Raw genomic sequence first — 16,960 nt, 5'->3', positions numbered from 1 at the left:
GACCGTCTACGGTGCGCGTATGAACGACGCCACCGAAGACAGGGACACCGTCAGGCCCGCGGTCGCCGCCGACGCGGCGGCCGTGGCCGCGGTGACCGACGCCGCCTACCGCCCCTACATCGAGCGCATCGGCGTCGCACCCGTCCCCATGCGGGCGGACCACGCCGCGGACATCGCGGCGGGAAAGGTCTTCGTGACCGGCGACCCGGTCGTCGGCCTCGTGGTCCTCGAGCGGTTCGCCGACCATCTGTATCTCGACAGCATCGCCGTCCACCCCGAGGCCCACGGCCGCGGGGTGGGACGGCGGCTGCTGGAGTTCGTGGAGGCACGCGCGCGTGCGCTCGGCCTGCCGGAGATCCGGCTCTTCACGAACGCCATGATGTGGGAGAACCAGAGGATCTACCCGAAGTTCGGCTACGAGGCCGTGGAGCGCCGGGTCGAGGGGCCCTACGACCGCATCCACTACCGCAAGCGGCTGCGCTGAGGGGCGTCGGCCGCCCCCGCGTCAGCCGTCCGGCCACCAGGTGCGGGCGATGTCCTTGCGCACCTCGGGGCGGCCCGCGGGCCGTTCGTCGGCTTCCTCGCGCACCCGGCGGGTGCCGGACTTCTTCAAAGGCTTCTGCACTGTTTCGCGGCGCATGGCTGCCTCCTTCGAGCATCCACCGAGTTCCGCGATCTCACGGAGGTAGACGCTTTCGGGGAGAGTTCCTCATCGGTGCGCGTCTGTCAGTGGCCGCTGTCACGAATCGATTGTCAGTGGCGGGTGTCACGCTGGGGCCCATGACGACCAGCAGTGACGACGAGACTCCCGTGCGGAGCGACGGCGGCGGCGTGGACTGGGACGCCGCGGCGGCCTCCTTCGACGACGAGCCGGACCACGGGCTGCGTGACCCCGCCGTCCGCGCCGCCTGGGCCGGGCGGCTGCGGGAATGGCTCCCCGAGCGCCCCGCCGACGTCCTCGACCTCGGCTGCGGCACGGGCAGCCTGTCGCTCCTCGCGGCCGAGGCGGGACACCGCGTGACCGGGATCGACCGGTCCCCGGCGATGGTCGAGCGGGCCCGCGCCAAGCTGGCGGGGCGTGACGCGGTGTTCCTGACGGGTGACGCGGCGGCGCCGCCGGTGGGCGAGCAGCGCTTCGACGTCGTGCTCGTACGGCATGTGCTGTGGGCGCTGCCCGACCCGGCCCGCGCCCTGCGCCACTGGCACGGCCTGCTGCGGCCCGGCCCGGCCGGCGGACGGCTGGTGCTGGTCGAGGGCGTGTGGGGGACCGTCACCCCGGTGGGCATACCCGCGGCCCGGCTGACCGCCCTCCTCGAACCGCTCGCGCGCGACGTGCGGCTGGAGCGGCTGTCGGACGACGCCCGGCTGTGGGGCCGCGAGGTCCACGACGAGCGGTACGCGGCGGTGGCCCACGTGTGACCCGGCCGGGGTACGCGGTCAGTCGAGCAGCCGCTCGAAGCCGCCCTCACGGGCCAGGAGCTCCAGCGCGTCGAGGGCGGCCACCGCGGCGGCCGCGGCGTCCGGGTCCGACTCCGCCAGACCGCTCGCCGCGAACTCGTCCTCGTCCAGCCGCCGTACGTCCGCGCCGTCCGCGGAGCGCCACAGGTCCAGGTCGAGATCCTCGACGACCAGTTCGCGGCCGGAGCGGACGGCGGGCCGGGTGATGTCGCAGTACCAGCCCTTGAGGGCGCCCGCCGGGTCGCGGACCTCCTTCACCGAGTACCAGCGGTCGCGCCAGTAGTACTCCGTGAACACGTCGCCCCGCTCGAAGCGGACGAACCCGAAGTCCCGGGCCGCGTCCCCCGCCCAGGGCGCGCGCACGACGAGGCGCGTGCCGTCGTCGGCGAGCAGCCGCGCCGGATAACGGATCTTCGTACGGCCCGCCTTGACCAGGACCACGTCGACCGCCGCGGAGTTCCCGTCGGGGTTCGCCGCGGTGTTCCCGTCGGGGTTCGCCGCGGTGTTCTCACCCGAGTTCGCGGACATACCGCACCTCCGTCGCACAGATCTCGTATCCGAACCACTTGTTGATCGCGAGCATCGGGCCGTTGCCCGTGTCGTTGCCGGTGTACGCCTCCGTCAGGCCGGCCGCGCGGGCCCGGTGCAGAGAGTCGTTCTTGGCGAGCTTGGCCAGGCCGCGGCCGCGGAAGGCGCGGGCGGTGCCGGTCATGGCGGTGGCGTAACGGCCGGTCGAGGCGTCCGTGTAGGCCATGCTGAAGGCGGCCGGGCGGCCCTCGACGAAGGCGACCGTGGTCAGCTCCCGGTCGAGCAGCGGGTGCTTCCAGCTCTCCTCGACCCAGTTCTCGTAGTCGGTGAACTCGGTCGCCACGTCGCTCGGTTCGTCCTGCATGGTCTCCGCGTCCAGCGCGAACAGGAGGCGTGGGCCGTCGGCAAGGTCGGCCGCCGAGCGCAACTCGACCCCGGGCGGCGGGGACGACCGGGGCGGCAGCGTGCCCCCGGCCAGGTCGAGGCGGAGGAAGTGGGCGGAGCGGCCGGCGGCGTAGCCGTGCCGCTCGGCGAAGGCGCGGTTGCCCGGCGCGTCCAGCACCCACGAGAACAGCCTGGTCGCGCCGTGCGCGCGCAGATGCTCCTCGGCGGCGCGGACCAGCAGAGCGCCGGCGCCGCGGCGGGTGCGCTCCGGGTGCACGTAGATGTTGAGCATCCCCTGGCCCGGATCCGGGCTGTCGTTCGCCAGTTGCACCTGGGCCGTGCCGATGACCTCTCCGTCCTCCTCGGCTACGAGGGACCGGAAGCGGGCGTCGGGGTGGCTGCGGGCAAGACGGTGCAGGACGGCGTCGGCGGTCCACAGGATGTACGGCAGGGCGAGGTGCCGTACCCGGGCGAAGCCCTCGACCTCGGACCGGTCCGTGGAGCGCAGGTCGCGCACGATCACAGTCATACGGGCGGACGCTACTGAGGGACACCCCCCGGCGCCTCTCATTTTCCGGCGGGTGCGGGAGAATGCCTCGCGTGAGCCTGAAGATCCATATCGATGACAGCGCCCCGCCGTTCGAGCAGGTGCGCGCGCAGATCTCGGAGCAGGCGCGGTCCGGGGCGCTGCCGGTGGGCTACCGGCTGCCCACGGTGCGGGGGCTGGCCGAGGCGCTGGGGCTGGCCGCGAACACGGTCGCCAAGGCGTACCGGGCGCTGGAGACGGACGGGGTGATCGAGACCCGCGGCCGCAACGGCACGTTCGTCGCCGCGGCGGGCCAGGCGGCGGAACGGGAGCTTGCGTCGGCCGCGCAGTCCTACGTGGAGCGGGCCCGCCGCCTCGGCCTGACGGAGGCGGACGCGCTGGCCGCCGTCCGGGATGCCCTGCGGGCGGCTTACGGCGACGACTGACGCTGCGCCGGCCGGCCTGGTGATGGAGCGTGCGGTTGGCTCAGCCCCCTAGGGGCGCGGGGAACTGCGCGACCGGCCACGACGCGCCTGCGCGGGGGCATGATGCCGGGACTTGCGGGTGCGGGCCGGTGGGGCCTGATCGCGCAGTTCCTCGCGCCCCTGAGGGGGGCGGTGCGGAGCCCGCTTAGGGGCGCGGGGAACTGCGCGACCGGCCACGACGCGCCTGCGCGGGGGCATGATGCCGGGACTTGCGGGTGCGGGCCGGTGGGGCCTGATCGCGCAGTTCCCCGCGCCCCTGAGGGGGCATCGGGTCCGGCGCGATCAGGCATGACGTACCCGCGCGGGGGCGCCGCGGTGAGTGGATGGCTTCAGGTCGGTGGGGCTACAGGTAGAGGCCCGAGTCCGCCTTGTCGCGGGGCTGGGGGACCGAGGTGGGTGACGTGCCCCGGCGCAGCGCGTACAGCTCCGCCAGCGTCGCCCCCTCGCGGCCCACGCCCTCCTCGGTGCCGAGCCAGTTCACCGACTCGGTGTGGGTGAGCGGGCCGACCTCGATCCGCGCCAGGCAGCGGCCGGGGCGGACCACCGCCGGGTGCAGGCGCTCCAGGTCCTCGTTGGTGGTCACGCCCACCAGCACGTTGCGGCCCTGTCCGAGCAGGCCGTCGGTGAGGTTGAGCAGCCGCGAAAGGGCCTGGCCCGCCGTGTGCTTGGCCTCGCCGCGGATCAGCTCGTCGCAGTCCTCCAGGAGCAGCAGCCGCCAGCGGCCCTTGCCCGCGGAGTCCTCCTCGCCGATCGCGATGTCCATCAGATAGCCGACGTCGGAGAAGAGCCGCTCGGGGTCGAGGACGCAGTCCACCTGGCACCAGTCCCGCCACGACCGCGCGAGGGTGCGCAGCGCCGACGTCTTGCCGGTGCCCGGCGGCCCGTGCAGGAGCAGCAGCCGGCCCGCGATGTCCTCCGGCGTCGTCTTCATCAGCCGGTCCATCGCGTCGGCCACCGGCGCCGTGTAGTTGGGGCGGACCTCCTCCCAGGTGCCCGCCGCGATCTGCCGGGTCGTGCGGTGCGGACCGCGCCGGGGCGAGACGTACCAGAAGCCCATCGTCACGTTCTCCGGCTGGGGTTCCGGCTCGTCGGTCGCGCCGTCCGTGGCCTGTCCGAGGACCTTCTCGGCGAGTTCGGCGGTGGTCGCGGTGACCGTCACGTCGGCGCCGCGGTTCCACCGGGACACCAGCACGGTCCAGCCGTCGCCCTCCGCGAGGGTCGCGCTGCGGTCGTCGTCGCGGGCGACGCGCAGCACCTTGGCGTTCGGTGGCAGCAGCGTCGCGCCCGAGCGCACCCGGTCGATGTTGGCCGCGTGCGCGTACGGCTGCTCGCCCGTCGCGAAGCGGCCGAGGAACAGCGCGTCGACGACGTCGGACGGGGAGTCGCTGTCGTCGACGTTGAGCCGGATCGGCAGAGCGTCGTAGGGGTTCGCAGACATGCCGCCATGATCCGGCACGACGGCGCACCATGCACCCGGTTTCCGCCGGAGCGCGCCGAATGCGCGCCCGCGGCCGCCCGCCCGGCCCTGTTACAAGGCCGGAACCGTCGCGCCCTGCCGCGACGGGTGTCGCCACAGTTACTGTTGCCCTCGATGGCACGTCATGGGTGGAATTCGGGGGCCGGGCGGTGGCGTCTCACCGCCCTGCTCGGGGTGGGCGCGGCCGTCGTCGCGCTCGTGGTGACACTCGTCGGCACGCTGCCCGGCGGCGGCAGCACGGCGGGCACGACCAAGGACGGCGACAAGGTGCACGGCACGCCCGTCACCCCGTCGGACGGCGACAAGCCGTACGTGGGCTGGGGGTTCACCCACACCCAGTTCAGCGCCGACGAGGGCAGCGACGCGGCGACCGGCCGGGTCGAGGGCCTGCTGACGAAGACCGGCGACGTGCCGCAGGACCAGGCGATCATGGGCTGGGGCGCGGACAACCCCGAGCCGGTGAAGGGGCGTTACGACTTCGGCGCGCTGGACCGCAGGATCGACTTCATCCGCAGGTCGGGCGGTACGCCGGTCATCACGCTGTGCTGCTCGCCCGACTGGATGAAGGGCGGCAAGGCCGGCGTCGACAACACGAACTGGAGCCAGGCCGCGCTGGAGACCGCGCCGACCCCCGACCACTACAAGGACTTCGCCGCGCTCGCCGCCACCGTCGCCAAGCGCTACCCGGACGTCACCCACTTCGTCGTCTGGAACGAGTTCAAGGGCTTCTGGAACGACGCCAAGGGCCGCTGGGACTACGAGGGTTACACCGAGATGTACAACCTCGTGTACAAGGCGCTGAAGAAGGTCGACCCCAAGATCATGGTGGGTGGCCCCTACCTCGACATGGACAGTGTCGACCCGCGCGACGCGGACGCCTCGACCGCGCTCACCGGCACCTGGGGCGCCCTGGACCAGCGGGTGGTCGACGCCTTCACGTACTGGAACGAGCACAAGGCGGGCGCCGACTTCGTCGTGGTCGACGGCTCCAGCTACACCCGTGACGACGACCTGCTGCCCGACGAGTTCGGGGCCACCGACAAGCTCACCGCGGTGGGGGAGTGGGTGCGGCGGCAGACCCACGACCTGCCGCTGTGGTGGGCGGAGTACTACGTCGAGCCCGCCGACGGCAACGACGACCGCAAGGGCTGGACCGAGTCGCACCGGGTCGCCGTCCAGGCCGCCGGGATGATCGCCATGGTCAAGGGCGGGGCCGACTCCGGCTTCTACTGGAACCCGGAGGAGGAGAAGGGCAGCGGCTGCGCGGGCTGCCTGTGGACGCCCACCGACGGCGCGGACGGCGGCCGCGCGCTGCCCATGTACGGCCTCGTCACCCGCTTCGGCCAGGAGTTCGCGCCCGGCACGCGCTACGAGACGGTGTCCGTCGCCGCCGACGACGTGCCCAACGTGCGCGTGCTGGCGACCGCGAGGACGGTCCTGGTCGTGAACACCCTCGACCGCACGATCAGCGCGAAGGTCGACGGCAAGCGGTTCGACATGAAGGCGTACGAAGTGAGGTGGCTCGAGCGGTAACCACCGCCCGAGCCACCTCACTTCACCTCACACCGCAGGCCTCGGCACCGCGTTCAGCCGCGCCCCATCGTCAGGAACCGCTGCACCAGCGACGCGAACAGCACCGCCAGCAGCGGCAGCGAGAACCAGAAACTGCTCTGCAGCCAGCGCAGTTGGCGCACGCTCGTCCGCACCGCCACCCGCACGGTCTCCCGTACGGTCAGCAGCAGGATCAGTGCGACGGCCGCGAGACCGCCGACCACCGACCACGGCGTCCAGGTGACCTCCGGCCCGATCGGCCCCGGGTCCGGCTGCGGGACCTTGCCCGCGGGCTGCTTGCGCAGCGCGTACATGGTCACGTCGTCGTTGGCGAAGACCTTCTTCAGCTCCTGCCGGTTGTCCAGGCTGTGGATCAGCCGGGTCTCCCAGTTCGCCGGGTAGCCCACGTCCATCTGGAGATAGGTGATCTGGCTCTTGTTGAGCATCAGGTACGAGTTCGGGCCCGCGTCCTTGAGCGCCTTCACCAGACTCGACACCAGCACCGGGTCGGCGGGCGCGAGCGTCGGCACGTAGTCCACCCGCTCCATGTCCTTCGCGCCCCACGGCATCGCCGGCGTCACGTTGTTCACCGTGTCGTTGCTCATCCACAGCAGCCGTACGGTCGGCTTGTCGTGGGCGTACACGTAGTCCATGGCCGAGACCTCGCCCGGCCGGATCCGCTCGAACGTCTCGTTGCCCCAACGGGCCACCAGGAAGCCGCCCATGAGCAGCAGCCCCGCCAGCAGCGCGGCCACCGGAGCAAGGCTCCTGCGGTCCCGCTCACGTTCCTTCGGGGTGGACCCGGTGCGCGGGAAGAGCGCGAGACCCGCGAGCAGGGCGGCGCCGGGAACGGCGAACATGAAGACGCGCAGCGCCATCTCGCCGCCGTAGGACTGCATCCCGAAGCCGAGGAACGGCACGAACATCAGGACGATCAGGGCCCGTTCGCGGTAGCCGTTCAGGCGCCGCCGCAACCAGCCCCAGCAGCCGAACGCCATGACGGCGCCCGCCAGCAGCACCCGCGAGTACAGCACCAGCTTGTGCGTGGAGTCGCCGCCCTGGATCCGGCCGGACACGGAGGTCGAGACATTGCTGCCCACCCCGCCCACCCCGCCGAAGAGTTCGTCGAAGTGCCCGGACCAGTACGGCTCGGCCATGAAGCCCAGCCACACCGCGGCCAGCACGGCGAACAGCAGGGGCAGGCCGCGCAGGTCGCAGCGGCCGATCAGGACCAGGACCGCCAGCACGCCCAGCATCACAAACGGGGTGAGCTGGTGCGCCGGCACCGTCGCCGCGAACAGGCCGATCAGCACCATCAGCAGCACGGCCCGCTGCCGCCGGTCGGCCGGCTCCACCTCGGCCTCGCCGGGCCGGAACCTCGTCCAGATCATCCCCGGGGCGCGGAACCACACGAGCAGGATCGCGACGAAGGTCAGGTACAGGAGGAAGGTGAAGCCCTGCGGGGAGAAGTAGTCCTGGCCGACCCAGCCGCTGAGCACGAAGATCCACAGGCCGGTCCACTTCGCCTTCCAGCTCGCCCGCATCGAGCGGGTCAGCAGGAACAGCGGCGGCAGATACAGCAGTTGGATGGCGAGCGGCCACCAGCGGATGACCTCGGTGAAGTCGGTGACCCCGCACGCCCGGCCGATGAACGCCGCGGCCGCGAAGAAGCCCGGCCAGCTCCAGCGGGCGTCCAGGTTCGGTACGGCGGACCCGGTGCGGTCGATGTAGTCGATGAAGCCGAGATGCTGCCAGGCCGTCGCGAAGCGCGGTTCGGTCTCGATCACGGCGGGCAGCGCGTGCAGCGACACCACGGTCGCGACCAGCGTCACCACGAGCAGCGCCCGGTGCTCCCGGCGCTGCCACAGCAGCGCCGCGAACACCACCACGAGCAGCGCCGCCCCGAGCAGGGTCGCGGCCGGCAGCACGGAGATCAGTCCGAGCCCGCCCATCCGGTCCAGATCGGCCTCGCCGAGCCGGAGCGCGGGCACCCAGTACAGCAGCAGCGCGGCCGTCAGCAGACAGCCGAGGACCACGCCCGGGCGGGTCGGCATCAGCCGCTCGCGCAGCGTGCGCGGCTCCACCGGCACGTCTCCGGCGGCCTGGAGGTCCGGCTCCCGCCCGGCGGCCGGCTCACCCGGCGCCGCGCCCTCGGGGGTCCGGGTCTCCCCGTCCCTCGGGATGGTCCCCGCGGCCTCGCCCTTCCCGACGGCCGCCCGTTCGTCCGTGCCGAACGGCGCGTCCGCGTCCCGCTCGGGCCGCACCGCGGCCTGCGCGGGCCCGAGCGAGGCCTGCGCGGGCCCGAGCGAGGCCTCCGAGCCCGGCTCGCGCTCCTCCACCGGCAGCCCGACCGCGTCCGGCAGCCGGGACAGCGCCCAGGTCGGCGAGTCCGGGCGCACCACCGGCGTACCGCCGGGCGGGGTGCCGGGGCCGGGCCGCACGTCGGGCCGGCGCTCCTGGTGGTCGAAGTCGACATGGATGCCGAGCGCGAGGGTGTCGGAGTCGAGCGCCCAGGCCGGGCCCCGGCGGCGCGGCCGGGGCTCGTCGGCGACCTCGCGGGTCCCCAGGTCGGCGAGGTCCCCGTCGGGCGCGGCGGTCTCCGGCACCTCGGCGGGCGGTGCCGTGCGCAGCGTCCGGTACAGCCGCGGCGCGGCGATCGCCACGATCACGGCGAGGCTGGAGATCTCCGCGACGCCCGCGCCGGTCAGCCCCATCCGGGGCAGCAGCACCAGCGTCAGGCCGAGCACCAGGACGCACAACAGGCCCTGGAGCCAGGCCAGTCCGGCGGTGCGGCTCTGCGCGCGCAGCACCGCGAAGTAGGTCTCCATCACGACCCGCAGCAGCGCGCCGACGGCGAACCAGCGCAGCAGCGGGGTGGCCGCGTCGGCGTAGCCCTGGCCGAACACATGCAGGATGTACGGCGCCCCGAGGAACAGCGTGCCGCCCACCGGCAGCATGATCCGGGCCATCCGCTTGAGCGCGGCCCGGGTGTTCGCGGCCAGCCGCGCCGGGTCGTGCGAGCCCTCGACGGTGAGCGAGGCGCCCATGTTGATGGCGAGCAGGTTGGTGGTGCCGCCGATGGTCGTGGTGATGTAGAAGTACGCGTTGTCCTCGGCGCTGACCTGCGAGGCGACGATCACCGGCACCAGGTAGACCACCGCGAGCGAGAACAGCGAGCCGGTGTAGTCGCCGGCCAGGAACCGGCCGATCTCCCGCAGCGACGGCGGCTTGGCCTGGTTCGCGGTCTTCTCGATGTGCCGGGGCACCAGCCGGCGGAACACCAGCAGCCCGAGCGGCACCACGGACGTGGCGATGGCCGCGACCCACGACACGAACACGCCGAGCATCGGGATGGCGGCGGCGAGCGCCACCAGCAGCGCCAGCTTCACCGCCGAGAACACGGTGTTGCCGACCGGCACCCAGGGCGCGCTGCGCAGCCCGGTGAGCACGCCGTCCTGGAGGGTGAGCAGGTTCCAGGCGACCACCGACAGCACGAAGAACACCGCGACACCGGGCGAGTGCAGGAAGCTGTACGACGGCCCCCACACGTTCAGCGTCAGCAGGAACAGGCCGGCCGCGACCGCCACGACGACGGAACTGCCCGCGTAGGTGCGGAAGATGAGCCGTCCGGTGTGGCGGCCCGAGATCGGTATGAAGCGGGCCAGGGCGCCGGTCAGGGTCACCGCGGTCAGCCCCGCGAGGAGCTTCATGGCGGCGATCGCGGCGGAACCCTCGCCCACGGCGGAGTCGGAGTAGTAGCGGGCGGCGACCAGCCAGTAGCCGAGGCCGAGCACCGCGGAGATCCCGGTGTTCAGCATCAGGGCGTACGCGTTGCGGAAGAGCTGGTTGCCGCCCGGGGCCCGGCCCCGGCCGGGCAGGCGGAGCCGGCGGCCCGACTGCTCGGGCGCCGGGGCGTCGGGCGCTTGGGCCTCGGTGGTGGTCGTCGTGTCAGACACGGGAACGGATGGCCTTCCGGCGGACCTGGCGTGCTCTTCGGACCATGGCGTACCCCTTGGTGAGGGCGCGGTCCCTGACGAAGTTCCGGGTGATCGCGCGGCCTTCGACCAGCCGCTCGAACTCCTGGACGCTGGTGGTGCGGCGCACGGTGAGCCGGCGCAGCGCGTACGGCCCCTGGGCGCGCCGCGCCAGCCCGTTGCCGACGGCGAGGGCCTGGGCGAAGCCGGCGTCCCGCACGGCCTGGCGCACCCGGCGGCTGGAGTAGCCGTACGGGTAGGCGAACGAGACGGGTTCGCCGCCCAGTTCGTCGGCGACGATCTCCTTGCACCGCACCAGTTCGCCGGCGAGGGCCTCGTCGTCGATCTGGTCGAGCTGCGGGTGCGTGTGGCTGTGCCCGCCGATCTCCACGCCGGCCGAGGCGAGTTCGCGCACCTGCTGCCAGTCCAGCATGGTGTCGAGGCCGCCGCCCATGTCGTGGGCGCCCTTGATCCATCCGGTGGAGACGAACAGCGTGGCCGGGAAGCCGTGTTCGGCGAGGACGGGGAGGGCGTGCCGGTGCACGCCCTCGTAGCCGTCGTCGAACGTGATCAGCACCGGGCGCTTCGGCAGCACGCCGCCCCGCCGCCACGCGGCGGCGAGTTCGGCCGTGTTGACCGGGGTGAGCCCGAGGTCGCCGATCAGCGCCATCTGCTCCGCGAACGCCTCCGGCGCGACCGACAGCACGCGGGTGGCGTCGTTGGGCGCGGTGGCGACCGCGTGGTACATCAGGATCGGCACCGGTTCGTCGCTCATGCCACCTCCTCGGCCGGGGCGGGGCTGCCGGTCCCCGCGGCCGCGTCCTGGTGCGCCTCGATCCGTACGACCGAGAACGTGGCCCCGCCGCGCCGGGCCCGTACGGTGCCGACCAGGTAGCCGCCCGCCGCCGTGACCACCCCGGCGACGATGGCGCCCGCGCGGCCCGCGCCGCCGGGCCGGGCGAGCAGCGCGTCGCGCAGCCCGCGGGCCACCCCTGCGGGCAGTACGCGGGTGGTGTAACGGCGTTCGGACTCGAGGCCCTTGGCGGCGCCGACGCTGCGGGCCACCAGGGCCTTCGACAGTCCCTCCGCGTAGGCGCGGGTACGGAAGTAGCGGAAGTGCTCGCGCACCCGCGGCACCCGGTGGTGGATCACCGCGCGGTCGTCGATCAGCAGGACGGCGTCCGGCCGGGCACGGGTGAGCCGGATGCACAGCTCCGTCTCCTCGCAGCCGAGCGGCCGCCGGTCGCCGTCGCGGCCGATGCCGGTGGCGAAGCCGCCCGCCGCGTCGAAGGCGCTGCGACGGAACGAGGCGTTGCCGCCGAGGACGTTGCGCACTCTGACCCGGCCCGGAGGCAGGCCCTTGTAGGTGCAGCCCACCACCCAGTCGAACTCCTCGGGGAACCAGGCGGGGCGCCGGCCGGACGCCCACAGGGGCAGCGTGCGCCCGCCGACCGCGAGGACGGCCGGGTCGGCGTACCCCTCGGCGAAGCGGAGCAGCCAGTCCTGTTCGGCGACGGCGTCGTCGTCGAGGAAGGCGACGACCTCGCCGCGCGAGACGGCGATGCCGGTGTTGCGGCCCGCGGACAGCCCGCGGGGGCCCGCGTTGGCGAGCACGCGGACCTCCCCGCTCTCCGCGTGGTCCTTGTACTCCAGGGTCAACCGGTCGAGCAGGGCCCGGTTGTGGTCGACCACCAGGAGCGTCTCCAGAGCGGGCCGCGACTGCGCGCGCACCGAGGAGACCGCCGCGAGGATGTCCTCCCAGCGGTCCTCGGTGTACACGCAGATCACGACGGAGATGCCGGGATCGCTCAAGACACCTCTCCCCGTACCGAGTCGAGCATCGGGGAGTGCCGTTCCTGGCGGCGCAGTTCGCGCCGGTTGGAGCGTTCCTGGAGGATCACCTTGAGCACCCGCAGCCCGTCCCGCACGGCGCGCAGATTGCTCGTGCCGTGGATGCGGAGGTACTCGTGGCTGGGAATCTCCTGGACCTTCAGCCCCGCCTTGACGACCCGGATGTTCATCAGGGTCTCGACCTCGAAGCCGGTGCAGTCGAGTTCGATCTTGTCCAGGCAGTGCCGCCAGAAGGCGTTGTAGCCGTAGCACAGGTCGGTGTAGCGAGCGCCGAACTTGCGGTTGACGGCGGTGCACAGCGCCCAGTTGCCGAGCTTGCGGATGAAGGTCATGTCGTCGGTGCCGCCGCCGTTGGCGAAGCGGGAGCCCTTGGCGAAGTCGGCGCCGGAGACCAGGGCGGAGACGTACGACACGATCTCGTTGCCGTCGGCGGAGCCGTCGGCGTCGACCATGACGATGATGTCGCCGGTGGCGGCCTCGAAGCCGGTGGTCAGCGCGTCGCCCTTGCCCTTGCCCTGCTGGGGGACGACCCTGACCCCCGGCCAGAGATCGCGGGCCACCTGGACGGTGTCGTCGGTGGAGTTGCCGTCCACGAGGATCACTTCATGGATCCAGTCCGGAAGTGTCTTGAAGACGTAGGGGAGATTCTCCGCCTCGTTCATGGCGGGAATCACCACGCTCACCGGTGGCGCGATGGCCAGGTGAGTGGAGATCGGCCGGTACTTGCCTGCCGTTAACGGGTCCTGGCCCGTAGCCGGCGGGCGCACAACAGAACTCATGAGTCTGGTCCCTCTCGGTCCGGTGGGCCGCCCGCCCCTGGGCGTGCCCGCACTGTGTCCGGTTCGAAAGGGGGGTTTCTCACGACGACATGACGGCATGGAACTCCGAACATGCCGGGTGAGCTGGCAAAGCTGGCCGGCGCCCCGTTCCGTGGAACGGCAGCCGGTCGCGCGGCACGGCCCGACGGACCTGCGGCCCCCCGAGCACGGCACCCCCCTACCGCGCCCCGCTCCGATCCGTCGCGGTCTCGAGCCCTCCCCCAGGCCGCTTGGTGACAGATCGATGCGGGTGAGATGTATGACGGTATTGACGATTCAACTCGTATGGCAAGACCTGCAACGAGGTCTCACCTTCTAGTTGGTTTGACCGTTACGCAACTTTGTCGGCTGTTGTCGCCTCCTTCGAACGGATTTTTCCCGTCCGGTTGAGCAGCACCACCACGAGCAGTGCCGCGCTCAGTGCGGTGACGGCCACGATGCCGCCGTCGACCGACCATCGGTGCACCGCCAACATGCCTTGAGCCACCAGCATGTTGACGGCGACCGCTCCCGCCAAGGAGGCGATCGTGCGACCGAACGGATCCAGCCCGCGCAACGCGGCCGCGAGCGCGGTCGCGGGAGTGGCGAGCAGGAAGAACAGGGCCAGCGGGCCGCGCAGGGGTGAGTCGGAGCCGGTCAGCGCGAGCAGCGCGCCGGCCCCTCCCAAGGCCGTTGCGGCGCCCGCGAGCAGCGGCGACAGGTCCCTCCCTGGTCCTGGTCGCGCTCGTCGTGCGTCGGCCTGTGGTGCGGTCCCGGTCCCTGGAGTGGTCCCGGTGTGAATGGTCTGCATGGGCGACTTGCCCCCCGAAGCGCCGGATGCCGGGCTTCAATGTGGCGCAGCCCCGCCGGGCCCGTCAAGACGCGGAAGGGTCTTCCTCTGCTTTTTGTCCGCTTTTAAACACGCGGCCATCCGCACGTTCCGGACATCCTGACGGCGCTCGAACGCATGTAGGGATCATTAGTTCTTCGTTGAATTTTTGGCATGGACACTTCCCGTCAACACGCGTAGTTGGTACCACGGTTGTGGCAGAGATCCTGCTAAAGGGAGGTTCCATGAGACGTTCCCGAATTGCGGCATATCTGAGCTCGATCCTCCTGGCCGCCGGAATCGCCCTCGCCGGATCGGCTTCGGCCGACGCGGCGACCGGCGGATACGTGGCCCTCGGCGACTCCTACTCCTCGGGGGTCGGCTCGGGCAGCTACATCAGCTCCAGTGGCTCCTGCGACCGCAGCACGAAGGCGTACCCCTACCTCTGGAACACCAACAACGCCCCCTCGTCGTTCTCCTTCCTGGCCTGTTCCGGGGCGACCACGGACGACGTCGTCGCCAACCAGCTCGGCACCCTCAGCTCCTCCACGTCCCTGGTCTCCATCACCATCGGCGGCAACGACGCCGGGTTCTCCGACGTCATGACGACCTGTGTGCTCTCGTCCGACAGCACGTGCCTGTCCCGCATCAACACCGCCAAGGCGTACGTCGACTCCACCCTGCCCGGCAAGCTCGACTCCCTGTACACGACCATCCACACCAAGGCCCCGAACGCCCACGTCGTCGTGCTCGGCTACCCGCGCTTCTACAAGACCGGCACGACCTGCATCGGCCTCTCCGACACCAAGCGCACCGCCATCAACGGTGCCGCCGACTACCTCGACACCGCCGTCGCCAAGGCCGCCGCGAACCACGGCTTCACCTTCGGCGACGTCCGCACCACGTTCTCCGGCCACGAGATCTGCTCAGGCGACTCCTGGCTGCACAGCGTCGACTGGCTCGACATCGGCGAGTCGTACCACCCGACGGCCACCGGCCAGTCCAGTGGCTACCTGCCCGTCCTCAACAGCGCCGCCTGATCAGGGCGTTGCCGTAGGAGATGCGGAGGCCCCGTCCGACGGGGTCTCCGTCACGCACGTGACCGTGAACGGCACCTGGTTCGACGTCGTACGCACCGGTGAACGCACCTCCACCGACAACGCGTTGCTGTACGTCCCGGCCGCCGTGTAGGTCGTCACCGAGACCGTGTCCTGCTTGGTCGTCCCGCCGCCCGCCGGGAACGACAGCGTCTTCCACCCGGAGTCCGACAGCTCACCGCTCTTGGCGACCCACCGGTAGGAGACCTCCGCGGGCAGCCGCCCCACCGTGAACGTGGCCGTGAACGTGGGGGCCTGGGCGTCCGGCGGCGGACAGGTGCCCGAATAGTCGGTGTGCGTGCCGCTCACCGTCACCCGCACCGTCTGCGCGGGCTGTGAACTGGCGGAGCTGGTGCTCGCCGACGGGCTGCTGCTCGTCGTGTGCGGCGGCGAGGAGGCCGCCGTGGACGGCGTCACCCCGGCCGTGCTCGCGGTCGTACCGTTCCCCTTGTCGTGGTCGCCGCCGTTGTGGTCCAGCAGCGCGTACGTCAGTCCGCCGAGCGCCAGCGCCAGCGCCGCCAGGCCCGCGATCAGGACCGCGCGGGACCGCCGGTCGTGGGCCGGCCGCCCGTCCCGGGGCGGCACGACGGGCGCGGTGGGGGCCGACGCCGCCCCGGCCGGCAGCGGCGGGGTCGGCGCGGGGTCCCGGGTCCGGCCGGCCGCCGGCGGGACGTACGGCCCCGCCATCGGCACCGTCCGCGCGGTGGGCGAGCCGCCCGCGGCGACGATCCGCAGCTCCTGCTCGGCCCGGTCGGCGGGCATCCGCTCGGCCGGGTCCTTGCGCAGCAGCCCCTCGATCACCGGCGCGAGCGGACCGGCCCGGCGCGGCGGCGGGAGCTCCTCGTCCACCACCGCGCGCAGCGTGTTCAGCGGAGTGTCCTGGCGGAACGGCGAATGGCCCTCCACCGCCGCGTACAGCAGCACCCCGAGCGACCACAGGTCCGACTCGGGGCCCGGCGTACGGCCGAGCGCCCGCTCCGGCGCGAGGAACTCGGGCGAGCCGATCACCTCGCCCGTCATCGTCAGCGCGGAGGTGCCCTCGACCGTGGCGATACCGAAGTCGGTCAGCACCACCCGGCCGTCGTTGGCCAGCAGCACGTTGCCGGGCTTCACGTCGCGGTGCAGCACCCCCGCGGAGTGCGCGGCCCGGAGCGCGGCGAGCACCTCGGCGCCGATGTGCGCGGCGCGCTGCGGCGGGAGAGCGCCCTCGGCGTCCAGCGCGTCGGCCAGCGACACGCCGCGCACCAGCTCCATCACGATCCAGGGCCGGCCGTCCTGCATGGCCACGTCGTACACCGTGACCACATTGCGGTTCGCGACCCGCGCCGCCGCCCACGCCTCGCGCTCCAGGCGCGCGTACATCCGCTCGACGTCGGAGGCCGGCAGCCCGGCGGGCGCGCGCACCTCCTTGACGGCGACCTCGCGGTGCAGCAGTTCGTCCCGCGCCCGCCACACGGTTCCCATCCCGCCCTCGCCCAGCGGCGACAGCAGGCGGTAGCGGTCCGCGATCACGCGTTCACTGCCGGGCACTTCGGACACGGGCGCCCCCCATGACGTCTCGCCAGTTCTTCCCAACGTAGCTCAGCCCCACGCCGAAGCCGCACCCCTGAGCACCAAACCGGCGCCCAGGGCCACGACGACGAACGCCGAGCCCAGCGGCGCGGCCCTGCGCACCAGGCCCGCGAGGGGGTGCGTGGTCCAGCGCGGGCGCCGCTCCAGTATCCGCTGTACGCCGCTGCCCAGCCGTACGACGGCGAACCCGGCCGCGGTCAGGGTCAGGGCGAGCCCGACGCCGTAGGCGACCACGAGCAGCAGGCCGAACCAGGCCTGGCCGAGGGCCGCGGCGCCGACCAGCACCACGACCGCGGAGGGGCTCGGCACCAGTCCGCCGGCGAAGCCGAGCAGGATCGTGCCGCGCAGGGTGGGGGCGAGGTCGTGGGTGTGCGTGAAGCCACCGTGGGTGTGCGCCACGGCGCGCGCCGGTGCTTTGGCGGGGGCGGGGG

The 16,960-nt window shown here is 72.4% G+C and carries 15 protein-coding genes and 1 pseudogene; 5 read left to right on the top strand and 11 right to left on the bottom strand.

Going from position 1 to position 16,960, the window contains the following annotated elements:
- The first annotated feature begins 19 nt into the window (after positions 1–19).
- Entirely contained in the window at positions 20–484 is a 465-nt protein-coding gene (locus tag WN71_RS30310) for a GNAT family N-acetyltransferase (RefSeq protein WP_046584157.1), read from the top strand.
- A 21-nt stretch (positions 485–505) separates the two neighbouring features.
- Here WN71_RS30310 and WN71_RS43290 read toward each other — a convergent pair whose 3' ends face one another.
- Complete coding sequence (locus tag WN71_RS43290) at positions 506–640, bottom strand: hypothetical protein (RefSeq protein ID WP_107469813.1); 135 nt, start codon at positions 638–640, stop codon at positions 506–508.
- 140 nt (positions 641–780) lie between these two features.
- Between WN71_RS43290 and WN71_RS30305 the strand changes: the two genes are divergently transcribed.
- Positions 781–1,419: a class I SAM-dependent methyltransferase gene (locus WN71_RS30305; RefSeq protein ID WP_046584210.1), complete on the top strand. Its 639-nt coding sequence runs from the start codon at positions 781–783 to the stop codon at positions 1,417–1,419.
- 18 nt (positions 1,420–1,437) lie between these two features.
- Here the strand turns inward: WN71_RS30305 and WN71_RS30300 are convergent, their stop codons facing one another.
- Both WN71_RS30300 and WN71_RS30295 read right to left on the bottom strand, forming a co-directional pair.
- The gene (locus WN71_RS30300; RefSeq protein WP_079178227.1) at positions 1,438–1,986 is read right to left on the bottom strand and encodes a ribonuclease FAU-1 family protein; all 549 of its coding nucleotides are present in this window, start codon (positions 1,984–1,986) and stop codon (positions 1,438–1,440) included.
- Positions 1,967–2,899, bottom strand: coding sequence for a GNAT family N-acetyltransferase (locus WN71_RS30295; protein WP_046584156.1), 933 nt, complete (start codon positions 2,897–2,899; stop codon positions 1,967–1,969). Before WN71_RS30295 ends, WN71_RS30300 begins: the two co-directional genes overlap by 20 nt.
- Positions 2,900–2,970: 71 nt before the next feature.
- On the opposite strand from WN71_RS30295, the gene WN71_RS30290 reads away from it, so the two are divergent.
- Positions 2,971–3,342: a GntR family transcriptional regulator gene (locus tag WN71_RS30290; protein ID WP_046584155.1), complete on the top strand. Its 372-nt coding sequence runs from the start codon at positions 2,971–2,973 to the stop codon at positions 3,340–3,342.
- A 382-nt stretch (positions 3,343–3,724) separates the two neighbouring features.
- Here WN71_RS30290 and WN71_RS30285 read toward each other — a convergent pair whose 3' ends face one another.
- A complete protein-coding gene (locus WN71_RS30285) occupies positions 3,725–4,819 on the bottom strand; it encodes a DUF5925 domain-containing protein (protein WP_046584154.1) in 1,095 nt (364 codons plus the stop codon).
- Between the two features lie 153 nt (positions 4,820–4,972).
- On the opposite strand from WN71_RS30285, the gene WN71_RS30280 reads away from it, so the two are divergent.
- Positions 4,973–6,391: a GH39 family glycosyl hydrolase gene (locus WN71_RS30280; RefSeq protein ID WP_046584153.1), complete on the top strand. Its 1,419-nt coding sequence runs from the start codon at positions 4,973–4,975 to the stop codon at positions 6,389–6,391.
- 53 nt (positions 6,392–6,444) lie between these two features.
- On the opposite strand, the gene WN71_RS30275 is transcribed toward WN71_RS30280, so the two are convergent.
- The 5 genes from WN71_RS30275 to WN71_RS30255 form a co-directional block, all read right to left on the bottom strand.
- A complete protein-coding gene (locus WN71_RS30275; RefSeq protein WP_046584152.1) occupies positions 6,445–10,365 on the bottom strand; it encodes a polysaccharide biosynthesis C-terminal domain-containing protein in 3,921 nt (1,306 codons plus the stop codon).
- Positions 10,358–11,158: a polysaccharide deacetylase family protein gene (locus WN71_RS30270; protein ID WP_046584151.1), complete on the bottom strand. Its 801-nt coding sequence runs from the start codon at positions 11,156–11,158 to the stop codon at positions 10,358–10,360. Before WN71_RS30270 ends, WN71_RS30275 begins: the two co-directional genes overlap by 8 nt.
- The gene (locus WN71_RS30265) at positions 11,155–12,195 is read right to left on the bottom strand and encodes a glycosyltransferase family 2 protein (protein ID WP_046584150.1); all 1,041 of its coding nucleotides are present in this window, start codon (positions 12,193–12,195) and stop codon (positions 11,155–11,157) included. Before WN71_RS30265 ends, WN71_RS30270 begins: the two co-directional genes overlap by 4 nt.
- Complete coding sequence (locus WN71_RS30260; RefSeq protein ID WP_046584149.1) at positions 12,192–13,013, bottom strand: glycosyltransferase family 2 protein; 822 nt, start codon at positions 13,011–13,013, stop codon at positions 12,192–12,194. Before WN71_RS30260 ends, WN71_RS30265 begins: the two co-directional genes overlap by 4 nt.
- A gap of 370 nt (positions 13,014–13,383) precedes the next feature.
- Positions 13,384–13,719 carry a hypothetical protein gene (locus WN71_RS30255; protein WP_046584148.1) on the bottom strand — a complete coding sequence of 112 codons (336 nt, stop codon included), beginning with the start codon at positions 13,717–13,719 and terminating at the stop codon, positions 13,384–13,386.
- 386 nt (positions 13,720–14,105) lie between these two features.
- On the opposite strand from WN71_RS30255, the gene WN71_RS30250 reads away from it, so the two are divergent.
- Positions 14,106–14,900, top strand: coding sequence for an SGNH/GDSL hydrolase family protein (locus WN71_RS30250; RefSeq protein ID WP_046584147.1), 795 nt, complete (start codon positions 14,106–14,108; stop codon positions 14,898–14,900).
- Here the strand turns inward: WN71_RS30250 and WN71_RS30245 are convergent, their stop codons facing one another.
- Together WN71_RS30245 and WN71_RS30240 are read right to left on the bottom strand one after the other, a co-directional pair.
- Positions 14,901–16,496: a serine/threonine-protein kinase gene (locus WN71_RS30245; protein WP_046584146.1), complete on the bottom strand. Its 1,596-nt coding sequence runs from the start codon at positions 16,494–16,496 to the stop codon at positions 14,901–14,903. It lies immediately after the preceding gene.
- 42 nt (positions 16,497–16,538) lie between these two features.
- Positions 16,539–16,960 (bottom strand): annotated as a pseudogene (locus WN71_RS30240) (urease accessory protein UreH domain-containing protein); the annotation flags it as partial.

This window comes from Streptomyces mangrovisoli (assembly GCF_000974985.2).
GTDB classification, from domain to species: domain Bacteria; phylum Actinomycetota; class Actinomycetes; order Streptomycetales; family Streptomycetaceae; genus Streptomyces; species Streptomyces mangrovisoli.
The sequence above is the reverse complement of the archived record's forward strand: the minus strand, read 5'-3'. Positions and strand labels throughout refer to the sequence as shown.

What these genes read in the sequence shown, in the direction of transcription:
- WN71_RS30310 (WP_046584157.1), top strand. Translation starts at nt 20, where the DNA reads ATGAACGACGCCACCGAAGACAGGGACACCGTCAGGCCCGCGGTCGCC.
- WN71_RS43290 (WP_107469813.1), bottom strand. Translation starts at nt 640, where the DNA reads ATGCGCCGCGAAACAGTGCAGAAGCCTTTGAAGAAGTCCGGCACCCGC.
- WN71_RS30305 (WP_046584210.1), top strand. Translation starts at nt 781, where the DNA reads ATGACGACCAGCAGTGACGACGAGACTCCCGTGCGGAGCGACGGCGGC.
- WN71_RS30300 (WP_079178227.1), bottom strand. Translation starts at nt 1,986, where the DNA reads ATGTCCGCGAACTCGGGTGAGAACACCGCGGCGAACCCCGACGGGAAC.
- WN71_RS30295 (WP_046584156.1), bottom strand. Translation starts at nt 2,899, where the DNA reads ATGACTGTGATCGTGCGCGACCTGCGCTCCACGGACCGGTCCGAGGTC.
- WN71_RS30285 (WP_046584154.1), bottom strand. Translation starts at nt 4,819, where the DNA reads ATGTCTGCGAACCCCTACGACGCTCTGCCGATCCGGCTCAACGTCGAC.
- WN71_RS30280 (WP_046584153.1), top strand. Translation starts at nt 4,973, where the DNA reads ATGGCACGTCATGGGTGGAATTCGGGGGCCGGGCGGTGGCGTCTCACC.
- WN71_RS30270 (WP_046584151.1), bottom strand. Translation starts at nt 11,158, where the DNA reads ATGAGCGACGAACCGGTGCCGATCCTGATGTACCACGCGGTCGCCACC.
- WN71_RS30260 (WP_046584149.1), bottom strand. Translation starts at nt 13,013, where the DNA reads ATGAGTTCTGTTGTGCGCCCGCCGGCTACGGGCCAGGACCCGTTAACG.
- WN71_RS30250 (WP_046584147.1), top strand. Translation starts at nt 14,106, where the DNA reads ATGAGACGTTCCCGAATTGCGGCATATCTGAGCTCGATCCTCCTGGCC.